Source organism: Phaeobacter italicus, from assembly GCF_019801785.1.
GTDB lineage: Bacteria > Pseudomonadota > Alphaproteobacteria > Rhodobacterales > Rhodobacteraceae > Phaeobacter > Phaeobacter italicus.
Genome location: NZ_JAHVIJ010000004.1, coordinates 1 through 16,025 on the forward strand (window position 1 = coordinate 1; position 16,025 = coordinate 16,025).

Sequence of the window (16,025 nt, forward strand, 5' to 3'; positions counted from 1 at the left end):
AAAGACCCAGAGACAAAAACCAACCGGTGCACCCTAACTTCCCGGTGCAACCCGCCGATCATTCCCTCAAATATCAACCTCGCTTCACCGCAGTTCCGACCTCAAGGTCCGTCCCGCCGTTCCGTCCGGCACACCGTCAAGCGCCTCAGCGCCGCCGGTGAAGGGGGTTCTAAGTAAAACAACAAACACCCGCAACCCGAAAATGAACAGAAATCAGACTTTTTCCAAAAATTCTGAAAATAGACGCAAAAACAAAGAGTTATACACCCACTTAGATCGTCTCACCCAGGCCTTGATTGGTCTTTGCGAGTTACCCACAGGGCGTGGCTTCAGTCGGTGAGGCACCGCCCTACTATATATAGGGTATATGTGCAGCTTTTCCACTAATCGGCGCGACTCGGGGCGGGCGAGTCGGTCACTGCGTCCAGCATCGACTCGCCACCAAGGGACCGGGATCCCGGGCTGAGCGGCCACGAAGGCTTGGGGGATTTACGCAAAATCACCGCAAAACCGGGTTTGCGGTATAGGTATTGGAAACTATTGTCTTATGAAGTCTGTCATGGGACCGTCATTGCCGTGATGCAGGCTGTGACCCCGATAGACGAGGTTGCCAGATTGCACCTGACCGCGGCGCCACATCAGCTATGACTGACCGGCTTTGACCGAAGGGAGCGGTTTGCCCAAGGGAGGCCAGAGGCGGATCAGTGGGGGATCAGGCGGGCCGAATTTTGATCACGGCAAGGCCCATACACGGCCCTGCCACCAGGACCCGGCCCTGTTTTCTGTTCTGGGCCGGAGCCGTTACATTCATTCCCGCCAGGCAAAACCCGCAGGCGGGCCGCATTCAAGGACATTGGGCGCGATGATCACAAACGGGGAAATTGCCCCCCCTGCCCCCCCAAAGGCCACTGGCGCGCAGACAGCTGGCCTGCGTATGGAGCTGCGGCGGGCAACCCGCGGCGAGCATGATGCAGCAGAGGCCGCCTTTGCCCCGTTTCATGCCGCGCCTGCGCAGCATCTCAGCTGGTTTCTGGGATGTCAGCTGGTGGCGCTGCGCCCGCTTTATGCACTGGCGGGCCGTTCTGGCGCGCAGGCAGAGGCGTTGATTGGCGATCTGTTGAAGGCACTTGAACAGGACTGTGCCGACCGGGGGTGGCACCCGGCGCCGGTCGCGGGCCATGGCGCGCAGACGGGCCGCGACCTGGACGGGCTGGCGATCGACTATCTTGTGCTGGGCTCTCGCCTTGGCACCGAGGTGCTGCGCCGCAGGTTGATGGAAGAGGCAGATGACCCGCTGCCTGCCTATTTCGCCCCTCGCCCGCACAAGGACATGTGGCAGCAAAGCTGCCGTGAACTGGACGCAATCCCCGCAGACAGCCTGCGCGCTAAACGGTTGATTGACGATACGCGGACCGGATTTTCGTTTTTTTACGCCGCAGCGCGCGCCAATCCGATTATGATCGGCACAGATATTCAACCCATTCTTTGACGTGACCAATACGAAGGCCCTGAAATGGCAGCCCAGCACACCCTGACGCAAACAGATTTGACAAATTGCGACCGCGAGCCGATCCACCAGCTGGGTCGGGTGCAATCCTACGGGGCCCTCGTGGCTGTCTCTGATGACTGGCTGGTGCAGCATGCCTCGGACAATCTCAAGGACATCCTGGGGGTGGATGCTGCCAGCGCCATCGGGCGACCGATCAGCGAATTTATCGTGGCCGATGCCTTTACCCGGATCCGCCGCAGCCTGGGGGAACTGTCGGAGCCCGACAGCTCGTTGCGGTTCTTCAAGGTGGTGCTGAAGAACAGGGCACAGTCCTTTGATGTGAGCGTCCATCAAAGCGGCCGACACCTGATTCTGGAGTTTGAGCCCAAGACAAGCGGCAGCCAACGTGATGTCATCTCGGAGGTTTACCCCTATTTCAGCAAGCTGCAGCGCAATGGGGCACTGGCGACACTGGCGCGCGGGGCTGCGCAGGGGCTGCAGGCGATTTCTGGCTTTGACAGTGTGATGGTCTATCAATTTCAGCCAGATCATTCCGGGCAGGTGCTGGCCGAGGCACGGCTGGACGGGCAAAGCAAATATGACGGCATGTTTTTCCCTGCCTCTGATATTCCCGTGCAGGCGCGTGCTCTTTATAAACGCTCGCTGCTGCGACTGATCGCCGATGTCGACGATCCCGGCTCTGCCATCAACCCGCCGTTCAAGGTGGATGGTGCTCCGCTTGACCTGTCGCTGTCGGTCACCCGCTCTGTTTCGCCCATTCATCTGGAGTATCTGCGCAACATGGGGGTCAAGGCCTCTATGTCGGTGTCAATCATGAAGGATGGCGAACTCTGGGGGCTGTTTGCCTGCCACCACCACAGCCCACGCTATATCGACTACGAACGCCGCACCGCGGTAGAGATGTTTGCGCATATCTTCTCGTATGAGCTGTCGCAGTACGAAACCTCTCAGCGTGCGCGGGAGGAAAAGGACATCAACCGCCTGCAGACCCGCCTGATGGCGATGATGGCGGATGGCCAACCGTTTGAAGACAGCCTGTTTTCCGTCTCTCGCGACATTCAGGACGTGATCCCCCATGACGGGCTGGTTCTGTATTCCGACGGGGTATTTCACACCACCGGCACCACCCCCACGCTTGAGGAAACACGCGCCCTTGCGCGGATGCTGGATGGCAATATCGGCAGCACCGTGTTTTCCACCAATCAGCTGGAAACCATTCATCCGCCCGCACAGGATTATGTGGAACGCTGCGCAGGCATTCTCGCCATTCCGATTTCCAAACGACCACGGGACTATCTTGTCCTGTGTCGCCGCAATATCAGCCAGACGGTCAGTTGGGCGGGCGATCCGACCAAACCGATGTCGATCGGGCCCAATGGGGTCAGGCTCACCCCGAGAAAGAGCTTTGAGGTCTGGAAGGAAACTGTCGAATGGCGTTGCTCCCCCTGGAGTGATGTGAACCTCTATGCCGCCAACCTGCTGCGGACCGTTCTGCTTGAGATTTTTCTCAAGGTGACAGAGGCGGCCAATGCCGAAAGAAAACGGGCGCAGGAACAGCAGCAGCTGCTCATTGCCGAGCTCAATCACCGGGTGCGCAACATCCTGAACTTGATGCGGGGTCTCGTCAGCCAGACAAAAGGGTCGGCGCGCACATTGTCGGAATTCACCGACAACTTGGATGGGCGCATCCATTCACTGGCCCGCGCCCACGACCAGCTGACCAGCGAACGCTGGGTTCCTGCCTCTTTGCGCACGCTGATCGAATGCGAGCTGGAGGCCTATGCCGAACAGAGCGACACAAAAATGCACATCACCGGCCCTGATGTGCTGATCACCCCGACCGCCTACACCACGCTGGCGCTGGTTTTGCATGAATTGACCACAAACTCGGTCAAGCATGGCGCGCTCGGCACGGATGCGGGGCGCGTTGAAATCACGCTGAGCGAAGATGACAGCGGCGCGTTGCTCATTGACTGGATCGAACGCGGTGGGCCAGCCGTCATCCCCCCGGAACGGCGGGGCTTTGGCAGCCTGATTGTCGAAAACTCGATCCCACACGAACTGAAGGGCGATGCCGATATCAGCTACAAGACATCCGGGTTTGAGGGGCATTTCCGCATTCCGGCCAGCTATCTTGACTGCTTTGTCTACGCAGATGATGCCCCCGTCACCCCCCAGGAAGAGCCCAAGATCAGCGATGCACCGCGCCTGACCGGCAATGCCCTGATCGTAGAGGACAGCCTGATCATCGCGATGGATCTCTCTGCGATGATGGAAGACATGGGGTTCTTCGAGGTGAAGACTGCCAGCAACGTCAAGAAAGCAATGGCTGAACTCGAGACGGGAGAGTTCGATTTCGCCGTGCTCGACGTCAATCTGGGAAGCGAGCAATCGATCCCGGTCGCCGAGGCGCTGCAAAAACGCGGCGTCCCCTTTGTGCTGACCACCGGCTATGGGGATGCCAAGGATGTGGTCGGCGGCTACCCCCCCTGCCCGATCGTCCAAAAACCGATCTCGGAGGGCACATTGGTCAAGGCCTTGATGGACGCGCAGAACAGACTGGCAAGCAAAGACAGTTAAAGAAAAAAGGCGCGGGTGGAACATGCCCGCGCCTCTCCCGCCATCTTACCTGACACCCCTCAGGGGGCGACAGCCCCACAGCCAAAGCCGGACTTACAGGTCCACCTCGATCACCCCGTCCTTTTCGGCCGCGCGGGATTGGCACAGGATCACCGCCTCTTTGCGCTGCGCCTTGGACAGAACAAAATCGCGGTGCTCCACCTCACCTGACACCAGCCCGCATTTGCACACGCCGCAGATGCCGTCGGAACATTTCACATCAATATGAATGCCGTTCTCTGCCAACACGTCCGTCGCGGTTTTCTCGGCTGGCACATGCAGGCTGCGACCGGACCGCGCGAGCTTCAGGGTAAAGTCGTGGTTCTCATACTCCGGCACCTCCGGCACCGAGAAATACTCCAGATGGCGCGCCTCCTCCGGGAACCCCTGCCGCTCTGCCGCCTCCATCACACCGCTCATGTAGCGGTCCGACCCGCATGTATAGACGTGCCAGCCGTCCTGATAATCCGCCAGCACCTGGTCCAGATCCGCGCGGCTGCCCTCATCGGACACATGAACATGCACATGTTCGGCCCAGGGCATTGCCGCCAGATCATCCAGATACCCCGCATCCTTGCGGGAGGAGACGGAATAATGCAGCTCAAACGGCTGACCCAGAGCATGCAAGCGATGGGCCATGGCAATCATCGGCGTGACGCCAATGCCGCCCCCCATCAGGAAACTGCGGCGCGCGCCCTCCTCCAGCGGGAAATGGTTGATCGGCTTGGAGATAAAGACCCGCCGCCCCTTGGTGAAAATCCGGTGCAGCAGTTTGGAACCGCCTCGCCCCAGATCCTCGCGCAGTACACCGATCTGATATTTCGAGCGATCCGCCGGATCCCCGGACATGGAATACTGGCGCAGGAACTCCGGCGCGACCACAATGTCCAGATGCGCGCCCGCCGTCCATTCGGGCAAGGGGCTGCCATCAAGGCTCCGAAACTCATATTTGGTGACTCCGTCGCTCATCGCCTCGACATGTGACACCTCGACCCGCAAGACCGGGCTGTCGCCGTCATTGGTATAGATGTGATCCCAGTCACCGCTCTCCCCGCGGGCGCGACGGGCCTTGTATTCCTCGGCGGTGACCATTGCCTGATAGGCCTCGATGCCCGCCTCGCGATCCATCGGAAACGGATAGGGCCAGGGATGCGGCGCCAGATGGGCGGGATACACCGCAAGCGTCTGATCCTCATAGCGCAGATCCAGATCCTTTTGCAGCGCGCGCGCATTGACCGGGTGGCGCGTCGGGCGATAGCCGCCGTCGTCTTCCAGCTCCAGATCCCACCACCATTTCTTGGCCGGGTTCATCTCGCCATTGCCGACCATATCGTCCAGCTTGGCCAGTGCAGGCGCCGCCGCAGGCATGTTCATCGCCGCCCAACGGAATGGTTTTTCCTTGAATATCCCCTCCAGGTTCCAGGGGCAGGTCTTCATGCACCGCCCACACATCGCGCCCCCCGGCGTGGTAATGCGATAGGTGGTGCATTTCTGGCTGTCGGATTTCCAGATCTCATAGCCATTGAACATCAGCTTCGGCCCGGCCGTGATCGCCCCCGAAGGGCATTCGCGCGCGCACTTGTTGCAGGCCTCGCAAAACGCCTGCAGGCCAAAATCAATCGGCTTGTCATGGGCCATCGGCATGTCGGTGGTCACAACCCCAGACTTCAATCGCGGCCCAAGGAAGGGGTTCAGGATCACCTCGCCAATCCGGCTCACCTCCCCCAGCCCAGACAACAGCAACAAGGGCGGCTGCAACACCTCGCCGTCCATCACCGTATGGGCCTTGGCCTTGTAGCCAAGGTTGCGGATCTGCCGTGCGATGACACCGCCCAGCAGCGAAAACCGCAGATAGGCCCGCATCGACTGCGCCACCGCAATCCAGTCATCGCCAGAGGTGCCCTCGGTGGTGTCAAAACCCTGATCGACAATCATCGAAATCGCCTGATCATGCTCCGGGTGGATTTCGGCGCCGGTGGCGTCATGGCTGTACCAGGTCCACTCCGGGCAGCGGCTGATTCCGACCGCATCAATCCCCAGCCAATAGCTCGCCGCCTTGATGTTGGCAGCGTTGCGTTCCGCATCCGTCGGGCGTGGCGCCTGCGGGGCCGGCGCGCCATCCTGCAGCAGCACAAACGCCCCCAGCATCCGCCGTTGCGCCATAGAGGGCGCGGCCTTGCGCACATAAAACCCGCCGGTTGCGGCCTGCTGGTTGGTCTTGCCCATGTCACCGAACTGGCTGCGGGCAAACATATCGGCGCGTTTGGGCACCCGCGCCACCCGCGCCTCATCAATATAGGTGGTGGGGTCCGCAACCCGTTTCAGCGTCTCAAACGGGTGCGGCCCATCGCGGAAATCACGGTGAGCAAAGGGGTCGCCATTCAGCGCTGAGCGTTCCGACCCGATCCCCAGCCACCACTTCGGCCCCTTGACCTGCATAACCGGCTGCAAATCCTGCGGCAGCAGCGGCTTGTCCTGCGCCATTTCAAAATCGGTGGTCACAACCGCCACGCCAAACCGCGTCCCCAGATAGGGGTTCACCAGCTTGCCATCCTCAACCGTGGCAAGCCCCGCCGCAACGGTCAGCTGGTTGAGATCAACATCCGCCGACGTCCCGGTATGCGCCTTGGCGTCCCAGCCCAGCAGGCGAATGTAGTTTGCCAGCACCACCGCCGTTTCCGAGGCCCGCAGACAGGCGCGGTGCCGCTCTGCCCCGTCCAGCCAGTCACATCCCGCCTCATCCGGGCGCGGGTCGCGCGGCATCTCGTAGAGAAACACAATCGAATGGGTGTGATCGCCAATGGTGGTCGGCGGTGCCTCCATCGCGTCCCGCAGATCGGCCATGATCATATCGATGCCAGAGGCCAGCGTTTTGGTCTGGCGCGTTTTCAGATCATGGGCCAGCCGGTCGATATCTGGGTTGCGATAGGGCACATCCAGCCGGGCAGAGGCAGGCATCGGCCCGATCCCCACCATCGCCGCATCGCTGAAATAGCCAAAGGCCTTGATGTGATCGGCCCGTTCCTGCGGATCGCTTGGACACGCGGCCTGCGCCTTGTTGACCAGCCCGTCACGGATCGCATCCATCATCGCCTGATATTCACCCATCGCATTGACGATTGAGGCGGGCATATCCGGGCGGCGAAAGTTCAGTGGCTGGAACCGCGGCACCGCGGCAAGATCCGGCATCCCGCCCGGCTGCAATCGCTCCATCGGGAACGGCCCCAGATGCATCGGGCGCGTGCGGGTAGAGAACAGACGAAGAGACATGGCAGGATCCCATTGCAGGAGAAAGCTGCCACAGATGTACCCCAGAAATCGGAGGTTGGAATAGGCTCCAACATCCAATTTCTCAAAAAACAATCTAACTAATTGTTTTTAATACATACAATATTATGCCGCCAGTGCCGTCATAAAGGCAACTTCGCGCACGCACCCCCCCTCGACCACCAAGGCAGAGCCGGGCTGCACCTCGACCCACCGGCTGCTGTCACTGTCCAGAGGTTCGGATGTGACGATCACCCCTTCGTCATAGACCCGATAATACAGGCTCGGCGCGTGGCGATCAGAGGCATAGCGCGCGGCAAACAGGCGCTCTCCGTCGGACCAGCAGGCGCCAAACCGCATATGCGGCGTGGTGCCGTGGGCACGAGACATCGTTTCCACCTGCTGCACAGCCGCCGCCACGGCGCCAATCGGATCCGCATCCATCCCCAGACCCAGCGCAATAAGAAAAATCGCCTCGCTCTCGGTTCCACCCAGGCGACAGTCATAGACATGATCGGGGATCAGCATATCCAGCTGCTTGCGGAACTGCATGTGACCGCCAGCCTGCCCATTGTGCATAAAGCTCCATTTGCCACTGGCAAAGGGATGGCAATTGTTGCGCGACACCGCGGTTCCGGTCGAGGCGCGCACATGGGCCAGAAACAGCCCCGTCTTGGTGTGACGCGACAGCTGGGCCAGGTTCGGATCAGACCAGGCCGGGTGCGTGTCCTTGTACAGACAGGGCTCTGCCCGTTCCGAATACCAGGCCAGACCGAACCCATCGGCATTGATCGGTGTCTTGCAGATCAGCGCATGGCGGCACTGATGAACCAGCGAATGTTCAGGCACAAACACCAGATCCTCAAGATAACGGGGCGCCCCCTGCCAGGCGAGAAGACGGCACATTATGCCACCTTCGGCGCAAAGCGCGCGGTTGCTGTATCCACACTGTAACCTGCACTGTAGCGGCCCGGATCCAGCGCCAGCGCCCGGACGGCCTGGATGATCGCATCGGCCTTTTCATCACTCAGCAACGCGGAAAAATTGAGCCGCGTCCAACCCGGCTTCTCGATCTCCTGCCCCGCCAGAATGGCCGCCCGCATCTGGTCGGACTGCTGCTGGTCAATGCCCAGCAACCGATGGGCATAAGGCCCCGCACAGGCACAGCCACCGCGCGCCTGCACCCCGTAGATGTCCGACAGCATCCGGGTGAACAGCTGCTGATGCACCAGCTCTCCGGTTTGCGGATCACGCAGCTGGAAGGAAAAGATCGGCAAGCGGTCCTGGGCCTCCGGATTGCCAAGGATATGCAGATTGTCCAGATCGGCCCAACCGCGCAACGCCCGCTGGCGCAGCTCTTCCTGCCGGTCGCGCAGGAACGCAGCCCCCATCGCCTCCTTGACCAACAGACACAGCGCCGCGCGGATGTCACCCACCACATTCGGCGTACCGGCTTCTTCGCGCGCGGCCAGATTGTCGGCGTAGTCATGCTGCCAGGGGGACACGAATTTAACGGTGCCACCCCCCGGCAATGTCGGACGCGTGCAGGCAACTGCCGCCTTGCGCAGGATCATGACCCCCGACGCCCCAGGCCCGCCAAGAAATTTATGCGCGGAAAAAACAATGGCGTCCTTTTCCGCATCGGTGCCTGCCCCCATGTCCATCGGCAGATATGGGCCACCGCCGGCATAGTCCCACACCACCCGCGCGCCATACCGGCGCAGAAGGCGGCTGACCGCGTCGGTGTCGGTCACAATCCCGGTCACGTTCGAGGCTGCCGAAAACGCCCCCACAACCAGACGCGCCCCACCCGTCTGCGCCGCCAACAGCGCCTCAAGCGCGGCCATATCGGGGCCGCCATCCCGGGCTTCTGGCACTTCGACCACCTCTGCACCGCTTTCACGCCACGGCAGAATGTTGGAGTGATGCTCGTAAGGGCCAAGGATAACCAATGGGCGCGCGCCCTGTGCAGCGGCCTCGCTCACCCCAAGAAGATGCACCAACCGGTTGAGCCCAGCCGTCGCCCCCGATCCCGTGAACACGGTCGCAAATCGATCATCCGCACCACAGATCTGCGCGATCCGCTGCCGCGCGGCCGTGCGCAGGCGGGTCATGAAACTGCCGCAGTATGACGCTTCGGTATGGCTGTTGGCGTAATAGGGCAGCACCTCGGTCAGGACAAAGTCCTCCACCTGCCGCAGCGCCCGACCCGAGGCGACGTAATCGGCATAAATCATCGCCAAAGGCCCGTTCGGCCCCGGCAGCGGTGCGCCTTCACCGATGACACCAGCGCGCAGACGGTCAAGAAAGTCCGGCCCGGACAGCGACGCGCTGAAACGATCAAGGAGCTCAGAAGGAGAAGAGAAGGTGGTCATTTGATCGGCCCTTATTGCTATTGACCAATAACTACCCCCTCCGGGCCGAGGATTTGTTTTCAAAACCTGAGTGCAAACCACCTATTTTCGAGTGAATGACCACTGATTTCCTGAAAACAAGATCACACGACACAATACAGGCAAATCACCCTCTCATATGATCGGGTGACCTGCCGATTCATTGGGTCAGACCATCACGGGTGATCGGGCAGCACCTGCGCCAGTGCAATTGCCAGTTTGTCGGTGATTTCCCCGATCTGGTCCTCTGTCAGGATGAAGGGGGGCGCCAGCAGGATATGGTCGCCATTGCGCCCGTCGCGCGTTCCCGCCATCGGGTAGCAGATCAGCCCCGCTTCAAAGGCCGCTTTCTTCAGCCTGCCCGCAATGCCAAGCCCGGGATCAAAGGGCATCTTGCTGTCGCGATCCGCCACCAGCTCAATGCCGCGGAACAGACCACGCCCGCGCAGATCGCCCACATGCGGATGCTGACCAAACCGCGCAACCAGGGCCGCGTGCAGTTTGTCGCCCATCTCGGCGCTACGCTGCACCAACCCGCGATCCAGCAGGGCCCGCACCACCGCAAGCGCCGCCGCCGTCGCCACCGGGTGGCCGATATATGTGTGGCCGTGCTGGAAAAACCCGCTGCCACCTTCAATCGCGTCATAGATCTGACGGCTGCACAACATCGCACCAATCGGCTGATAACCAGCCCCAAGCCCCTTGGCGATGCACAGGATATCAGGCGCAACGCCATCCGCCTCGCAGGCAAACAGATGCCCTGTCCGCCCCATGCCGCACATCACCTCATCGAGAATGAGCAACACGCCATATTGGTCACAGATCTCGCGGATGCGTTTGAAATACCCCTCAACCGCCGGCACCGCGCCAGAGGTCGCCCCGACCACAGGCTCCGCCATGAAGGCCATGACCGTCTCAGGCCCAAGCCGCAGGATCTCTGCCTCCAGCTCATTGGCAACGCGCTGACCATAGTCATAGCTGCTCTCGCCGTCGCCCCGGTCAACATATTCATAGCAGGGCGCGATATGCGAAATATCAATCAGCAGCGGCGCAAACTGCTGGCGCCGCCATTCATTGCCGCCCGCTGCAAGGGCGCCAAGCGTGTTGCCATGATAGCTTTGCCGCCGGGCGATCACATGGCGGCGCGCGGTGTCGCCCCGCTCCAGATGGTATTGCCGCGCCAGCTTGATCGCCGCCTCAGTCGCCTCTGACCCGCCAGAGACGAAATAGACCCGATCCAGATCCCCCGGCGCCTGCGAAATCAACAGATCCGCCAGCGCCTCTGCCGGTTCTGACGTCATGAACCCGGTATGGGCAAAGGCCAGCGTGCCGACCTGTGCCTGCACGGCGGCAATCACCTCGGCGTCGGAATGCCCCAGACAGGACACCGCCGCCCCGCCCGAGCCGTCAAAATAGCGTTTGCCATCGGCATCGATCAGATAGCAGCCCTCACCTGCAACCGCAGTGGGCAGATTGGCCTTGGTGTGGCGCGGAAAAACATGGCTCATGACTGGGCTCCTCGATCACCAGAAACAGATATCACACGCGGGCTGTGCCCCGCAGCACGGGCCAATGCGACAAAGCCCGCAACAGAGGCCCCATTGTCAGGATACTCCGATCCGTCCGCAGCCTGGGTATTGTTTTCAAAACCGATCCGCGGCCGCCCCCCGGCCTCAAGCCCCGCCAACAGGCAGGCGTGCTCCTGTCGGCCAAAGGCGCACAGCCCCCAGTCCAGATCCAGATCAGCCGTTTGATCCAGCAACGGGCGCAGCTCTTCCGGCTCGGCCAGACGCGGCGGCGCATATTGACCCAGAACAAAAATTGCCGACCGCATCTGCGCCGGGATATCCCCGCGCCCATAGGCCTGACGCAACTGCGCAATACACTCCGGCCCATAAAGGATGTGCTGCACCTCTGTCCCTGCCTCCGCGCAGATTGCATAGGCCCGCGCGGCCAGTGTCCAGTCCCGCGCCATTTCGCGAACCGACACAGAGGCCGCTGCCGGGCGCAACGCCTCCAGGCACGCCAGTTGATCGCCAACACCAAAGATGCCTGCGCTTTCGGTGGTGATCTGGATCGCCATATCCGGTGCCGCCTCGCCAACCGCTGCCATTGCCTCGCGGTAGCGCCCCGCATCCAGCGAATGCCGCCCCTCTCCATCGCGCACATGCAGGTGGATCGCCTGCGCCCCGGCGGCAAAACACCGCGCCGCGGTTTCTGCCAGGTGTTCGGCCGTGATCGGCACACCTGCATGATCCGCCGGGCTGCGCCGCGCCCCGTTGGGGGCCACCATCAAATCAAACTCTGCCATTGCTCGGGTCCGTGATTGCCCCATGAAAACAGGGGTCCGCTATTCGTCGCCCCCACCCTGCGCCGCCTTTGGGCCCGTCTCAATCACCCAATCGCAGAACAAATGTTTTCTTGCCTCTCGCCGGATCTGTGCCCACCCACAGAAGGATGCCAGCGTTGCCGACCTGGCCCGCCCGCCTGTTCCACCCCGTCTGGCGCTAAACCGCGTATGCAACTGGACCTAGAGCAATCCCCGTATTTAGCGTTTCGTAACCACAGGGCGAGTCTGACCGGCCAAGCCGGCGCCAGATCGCATTTTCAAACATTGAGAGAAAGGACATGTCATGGACGGCACGTTCAACGAAAACGATCTGAGTCGCGTCATCGCCGCCGACAAGGCCAATGTCTGGCACCACCTGATCCAGCACAAACCCTTTGAGGAAAACGACCCCCGCATCATCGTCGAGGGCAAGGGCATGCGGGTCTGGGATCAAAACGGCAAGGAATGGCTTGATGCCGTGTCCGGCGGCGTCTGGACCGTCAACGTGGGTTATGGCCGCGAAGAAATCTGCAAAGCCGTCTACGACCAGCTGATGAAGCTCTGCTATTTCGCCCAGTCCGCAGGCTCCATCCCTGGTGCGCTGTTTGCAGAAAAGCTGATCTCGAAGATGCCGGGCATGAGCCGGGTCTATTACAACAACTCAGGCTCCGAGGCGAACGAGAAGGCCTTCAAGATGGTGCGCCAGATCGCGCACAAGAAATACGGCGGCAAGAAAACCAAGATCCTGTACCGCGACCGCGATTACCACGGCTCCACCCTTGCGGCGATGTCCGCAGGCGGTCAGGAAGAGCGCAACATGCAATACGGCCCCTTCGCGCCCGATTTCGTGAAGGTTCCTCACTGCATGGAATACCGCAAGCACGAACTGGGTCTGGAGCATCTCTCCGGCAAGGAATTCGGCATCGCCGCCGCCAACCTGATCGAAGAGGTCATCCTGCGCGAAGGCCCCGACACCGTTGGCGCGCTCTGCCTTGAGCCGGTGACAGCAGGCGGTGGTGTTATCGAGGCCCCCGAAGGCTATTGGCCGCGCGTGCAGGAGATCTGCAAACAGTACGACATCCTGTTGCACATCGACGAAGTGGTCTGTGGCGTCGGCCGCACCGGCACCTGGTTTGGCTACCAGCACTACGGCATCCAGCCCGATTTCGTGACCATGGCCAAGGGTGTTGCCTCCGGCTATGCAGCGATTGCCTGCCTCGTCACCACCGAGGAGGTCTTCAACATGTTCAAGGATGACGCCAGCGATCCGCTGAACTACTTCCGCGACATCTCCACCTTTGGTGGCTGCACCGCAGGCCCGGCGGCGGCGCTGGTCAACATGCAGATCATCGAGGACGAGAACCTCCTCGACAACTGCATCGCCATGGGAGAGCGGATGAAATCCAACCTCGAGGCGCTGATGGAGAAACATCAGGTCATCGGTGATGTGCGCGGCAAGGGTCTGTTCCTCGGCGCTGAACTGGTTGTCGACCGCGAAACCAAAGAGCCGGTAGACGAGAAACTGGCGCAGGCGGTCGTGGCTGAATGTGGCAACCAGAACGTCATCATCGGCGTGACCAACCGCTCTATTCCGGGCAAGAACAACACCCTGTGCTTCAGCCCCGCGCTGATCGTCACGCCGGAAGACGTGGACAAGATCACCGACGCGGTGGACGTGGCCCTGACCAAGGTGTTTGGCTGATATCTCCCCACCGGGTCTGACAGATCGGACCTGACAGAAAGGGCCATCTGGCCTGATGAAAAAGTCAAAAGGTGGCCCTTATGTACGGGCCACCTTTTTTGCATTTCTGGGTCGAACACCTCCGACCAAGGACACGCAATCATGTGGGCTTCTCCGCTCTCCCTGACCGGTAAAACCGTCTCCCTCGTCCCCCTTTCACAAGACCACGCCAGCGATCTGGCAGAGGCCGCCGCCGACGGCGACCTGCATCAACTGTGGTACACAACCGTCCCCGCCCCGCAGGATGTCAGTGCAGAGATCACCCGCCGCCTCACCCTGCAAGACAGCGGCAGCATGGCCCCCTTTGCCATCCTCGACCGCAGCGGGCGCGCGGTGGGCATGACCACCTACATGAATATCGACGCGCCCAATCGTCGATTGGAAATCGGCTCCACCTGGTATCGCAGATCGGTGCAGCGCAGCGGGATCAACACGGAATGCAAACGGCTGATGCTCACCCATGCGTTTGAGACGCTGGATGCCATCGCGGTAGAGTTCCGCACCCATCGTCTCAACCGCCAAAGCCGCGCCGCCATCGAACGGCTCGGGGCGCAGCTGGACGGGATCCTGCGGGCGCATATGATACTGGCCAACGGCACCCTGCGCGACACTGCGGTCTATTCGATCACCGCCGCGGAATGGCCCACAATCCGCGCCCATCTCCTGCATCTGTCAGACAGGTAACGCCCGCGCCCGTTGGGCCAGGCGCCGCGCATCTGCGCGGCGCCTGGCCCAACGGGCGCGGGGCAATCTCTGATTGCTCTGCTACGGGCGGGAGCCCTGCCCGCACGCGCCGTGCATGTGCTAGATCATCTGAAACAGAACCCCCGACAGGATCGCCCCCGTGACCCCCAGCGCCAGATAGGTGGCAAAGACCTGCGGCTTGACCAGGGACCAGACCGCCGCCATCGCCGGGATCGAACTGACCGCCCCCGCCACCATGAACGCCATTGCAGCGCCCGCGCTCATGCCCTGATCCATCAGCCCTGCCAGCAGCGGCGGCGCGACATAGGAATTGAGGTATGCAGGCATCCCCACCAATGCGGCGATCACGATGGGCAAAATGCCCTCTCCCCCCACAACAGTGGCAATCAGATCCGCCGGAACATAAGACACCAGGAGCGCCTCCAGCACATAGGCCAAGGTCAGCCATTTCACCAGAAACAGGCCGTTGCTGACAAACTCCTGGCGGAACTGACTGCGCCGTGCAGGGTCCTGCCAAAAGGCCCAGACCGGGGCTGTCGCCCTTGGCGTACCACAGCCACAGCAGCCCCTGCGCGGTGCCTGTTTCAGCGGACTGGCAAAGGCCCCGGCTCCGCGCAGCGCCTTGATGGCAAAGCCGCCAAACAGCCCAAGCGCCACTGCCGCCACCGCCTTGCCAATGGCAAAGGGCCAGCCAAGCGCACCAGCCGTAATCAGCAGCGTCGGCGGATCAATGAGTGGAGACGCCAGCCAGAACGCCATCACCGCAGACAAAGGCGCCCCCAGCGCCAAGAGCCCGGCAATAAACGGGATCACCTCGCAGGAACAAAACGGAGCAAGCCCGCCAAAAACCGCCGCCAGAAAGATCATCCGCACTTCGCGCCCCTCAAAGGCGCGCGCCACCATCACCTCGGCCCCCGTCGCCTTCAGATATGACAACAACAGCACCGCAAACAGAATGTAGCGCCCGGTATGCAGCAACGCCGCCCCGGCAAAGCGGATGACCTCCGCCAGATTGGCGGGATCCAGAACCGCCACCGCCAGCAGGATCGCCACGCACAACGCCCATGGTGTTTTGATCCCCCGCAGGACAAACCCAATGGGGCGGGGGGCTTGGGTCAGATCAACCATCGTTTGCCGCCTCCTGCTCTGGCGGCGCATCCGCGCAGCACTCACCCAGGATGAACGCCGCCAGCCGTTTCAATTGGGCGTAATCGGCGGTGTTGTAGGTGCTGCGCCCTTCCCTGCGCTGCACGATCAGCCCCGCGCTCGCCAGGAGTTTCAGGTGATGGGCCAATGTGGAGGGCGCAATCCCCGTGCGGGCCTGAATATCCTGCACCATCAAGCCGCCTTCACCTGCGCGCACCAGACAGCGCAAAACCGCCAGCCGTGCCTCCGACCCCATCGCCGCAAATCCACCCGCCGCATGTTCCCAGTCCATACCGTACCTCTTGGCCCCATCTT

11 protein-coding genes are annotated in these 16,025 nt (G+C 61.5%); 4 read left to right on the plus strand and 7 right to left on the minus strand.

Annotation, left to right across the window (positions count from 1 at the left end; genetic code table 11):
• Positions 1-862: 862 nt before the first annotated feature.
• Together KUV39_RS10175 and KUV39_RS10180 are read left to right on the plus strand one after the other, a co-directional pair.
• Positions 863-1,489 carry a heme oxygenase-like domain-containing protein gene (locus KUV39_RS10175; RefSeq protein WP_222459712.1) on the plus strand — a complete coding sequence of 209 codons (627 nt, stop codon included), beginning with the start codon at positions 863-865 and terminating at the stop codon, positions 1,487-1,489.
• A 24-nt stretch (positions 1,490-1,513) separates the two neighbouring features.
• Positions 1,514-4,090, plus strand: a complete 2,577-nt coding sequence (locus KUV39_RS10180; RefSeq protein ID WP_222459713.1) for an HWE histidine kinase domain-containing protein — start codon at positions 1,514-1,516, stop codon at positions 4,088-4,090.
• 93 nt (positions 4,091-4,183) lie between these two features.
• On the opposite strand, the gene KUV39_RS10185 is transcribed toward KUV39_RS10180, so the two are convergent.
• The 5 genes from KUV39_RS10185 to KUV39_RS10205 all read right to left on the minus strand — a co-directional run bounded on the left by KUV39_RS10185 (position 4,184) and on the right by KUV39_RS10205 (position 12,100).
• On the minus strand, positions 4,184-7,399 hold the full coding sequence (locus KUV39_RS10185) for a 2Fe-2S iron-sulfur cluster-binding protein (protein ID WP_222459714.1): 3,216 nt from the start codon (positions 7,397-7,399) through the stop codon (positions 4,184-4,186).
• 123 nt (positions 7,400-7,522) lie between these two features.
• The gene (locus KUV39_RS10190) at positions 7,523-8,302 is read right to left on the minus strand and encodes a class II glutamine amidotransferase (RefSeq protein WP_222459715.1); all 780 of its coding nucleotides are present in this window, start codon (positions 8,300-8,302) and stop codon (positions 7,523-7,525) included.
• Positions 8,302-9,771 carry an aminotransferase class V-fold PLP-dependent enzyme gene (locus KUV39_RS10195; protein WP_222459716.1) on the minus strand — a complete coding sequence of 490 codons (1,470 nt, stop codon included), beginning with the start codon at positions 9,769-9,771 and terminating at the stop codon, positions 8,302-8,304. Before KUV39_RS10195 ends, KUV39_RS10190 begins: the two co-directional genes overlap by 1 nt.
• Before the next feature lie 194 nt (positions 9,772-9,965).
• The gene (locus KUV39_RS10200) at positions 9,966-11,297 is read right to left on the minus strand and encodes an aspartate aminotransferase family protein (RefSeq protein ID WP_222459717.1); all 1,332 of its coding nucleotides are present in this window, start codon (positions 11,295-11,297) and stop codon (positions 9,966-9,968) included.
• Entirely contained in the window at positions 11,294-12,100 is an 807-nt protein-coding gene (locus KUV39_RS10205) for a beta-keto acid cleavage family enzyme (protein ID WP_222459718.1), read from the minus strand. The genes KUV39_RS10200 and KUV39_RS10205 overlap by 4 nt, the downstream gene beginning before the upstream one ends.
• 322 nt (positions 12,101-12,422) lie before the next feature.
• Here KUV39_RS10205 and KUV39_RS10210 point away from each other — a divergent pair, with 322 nt between their 5' ends.
• Complete coding sequence (locus tag KUV39_RS10210) at positions 12,423-13,820, plus strand: aminotransferase family protein (protein ID WP_008562833.1); 1,398 nt, start codon at positions 12,423-12,425, stop codon at positions 13,818-13,820.
• A 141-nt stretch (positions 13,821-13,961) separates the two neighbouring features.
• Positions 13,962-14,543: a GNAT family N-acetyltransferase gene (locus tag KUV39_RS10215; RefSeq protein WP_222459719.1), complete on the plus strand. Its 582-nt coding sequence runs from the start codon at positions 13,962-13,964 to the stop codon at positions 14,541-14,543.
• 120 nt (positions 14,544-14,663) lie between these two features.
• Here the strand turns inward: KUV39_RS10215 and KUV39_RS10220 are convergent, their stop codons facing one another.
• Positions 14,664-15,692 (minus strand): permease, encoded by a 1,029-nt coding sequence (locus KUV39_RS10220; protein WP_222459720.1) that lies wholly within the window; start codon positions 15,690-15,692, stop codon positions 14,664-14,666.
• Entirely contained in the window at positions 15,685-16,002 is a 318-nt protein-coding gene (locus KUV39_RS10225; protein ID WP_222459721.1) for an ArsR/SmtB family transcription factor, read from the minus strand. Before KUV39_RS10225 ends, KUV39_RS10220 begins: the two co-directional genes overlap by 8 nt.
• Between the last annotated feature and the right edge of the window lie 23 nt (positions 16,003-16,025).

Excerpts from the sequence above, each read along its gene's own strand:
- KUV39_RS10200 (WP_222459717.1), bottom strand. The coding sequence starts at position 11,297 with ATGAGCCATGTTTTTCCGCGCCACACCAAGGCCAATCTGCCCACTGCG.
- KUV39_RS10225 (WP_222459721.1), bottom strand. The coding sequence starts at position 16,002 with ATGGACTGGGAACATGCGGCGGGTGGATTTGCGGCGATGGGGTCGGAG.
- KUV39_RS10180 (WP_222459713.1), top strand. The coding sequence starts at position 1,514 with ATGGCAGCCCAGCACACCCTGACGCAAACAGATTTGACAAATTGCGAC.
- KUV39_RS10220 (WP_222459720.1), bottom strand. The coding sequence starts at position 15,692 with ATGGTTGATCTGACCCAAGCCCCCCGCCCCATTGGGTTTGTCCTGCGG.
- KUV39_RS10210 (WP_008562833.1), top strand. The coding sequence starts at position 12,423 with ATGGACGGCACGTTCAACGAAAACGATCTGAGTCGCGTCATCGCCGCC.
- KUV39_RS10175 (WP_222459712.1), top strand. The coding sequence starts at position 863 with ATGATCACAAACGGGGAAATTGCCCCCCCTGCCCCCCCAAAGGCCACT.
- KUV39_RS10215 (WP_222459719.1), top strand. The coding sequence starts at position 13,962 with ATGTGGGCTTCTCCGCTCTCCCTGACCGGTAAAACCGTCTCCCTCGTC.
- KUV39_RS10185 (WP_222459714.1), bottom strand. The coding sequence starts at position 7,399 with ATGTCTCTTCGTCTGTTCTCTACCCGCACGCGCCCGATGCATCTGGGG.
- KUV39_RS10195 (WP_222459716.1), bottom strand. The coding sequence starts at position 9,771 with ATGACCACCTTCTCTTCTCCTTCTGAGCTCCTTGATCGTTTCAGCGCG.
- KUV39_RS10190 (WP_222459715.1), bottom strand. The coding sequence starts at position 8,302 with ATGTGCCGTCTTCTCGCCTGGCAGGGGGCGCCCCGTTATCTTGAGGAT.
- KUV39_RS10205 (WP_222459718.1), bottom strand. The coding sequence starts at position 12,100 with ATGGCAGAGTTTGATTTGATGGTGGCCCCCAACGGGGCGCGGCGCAGC.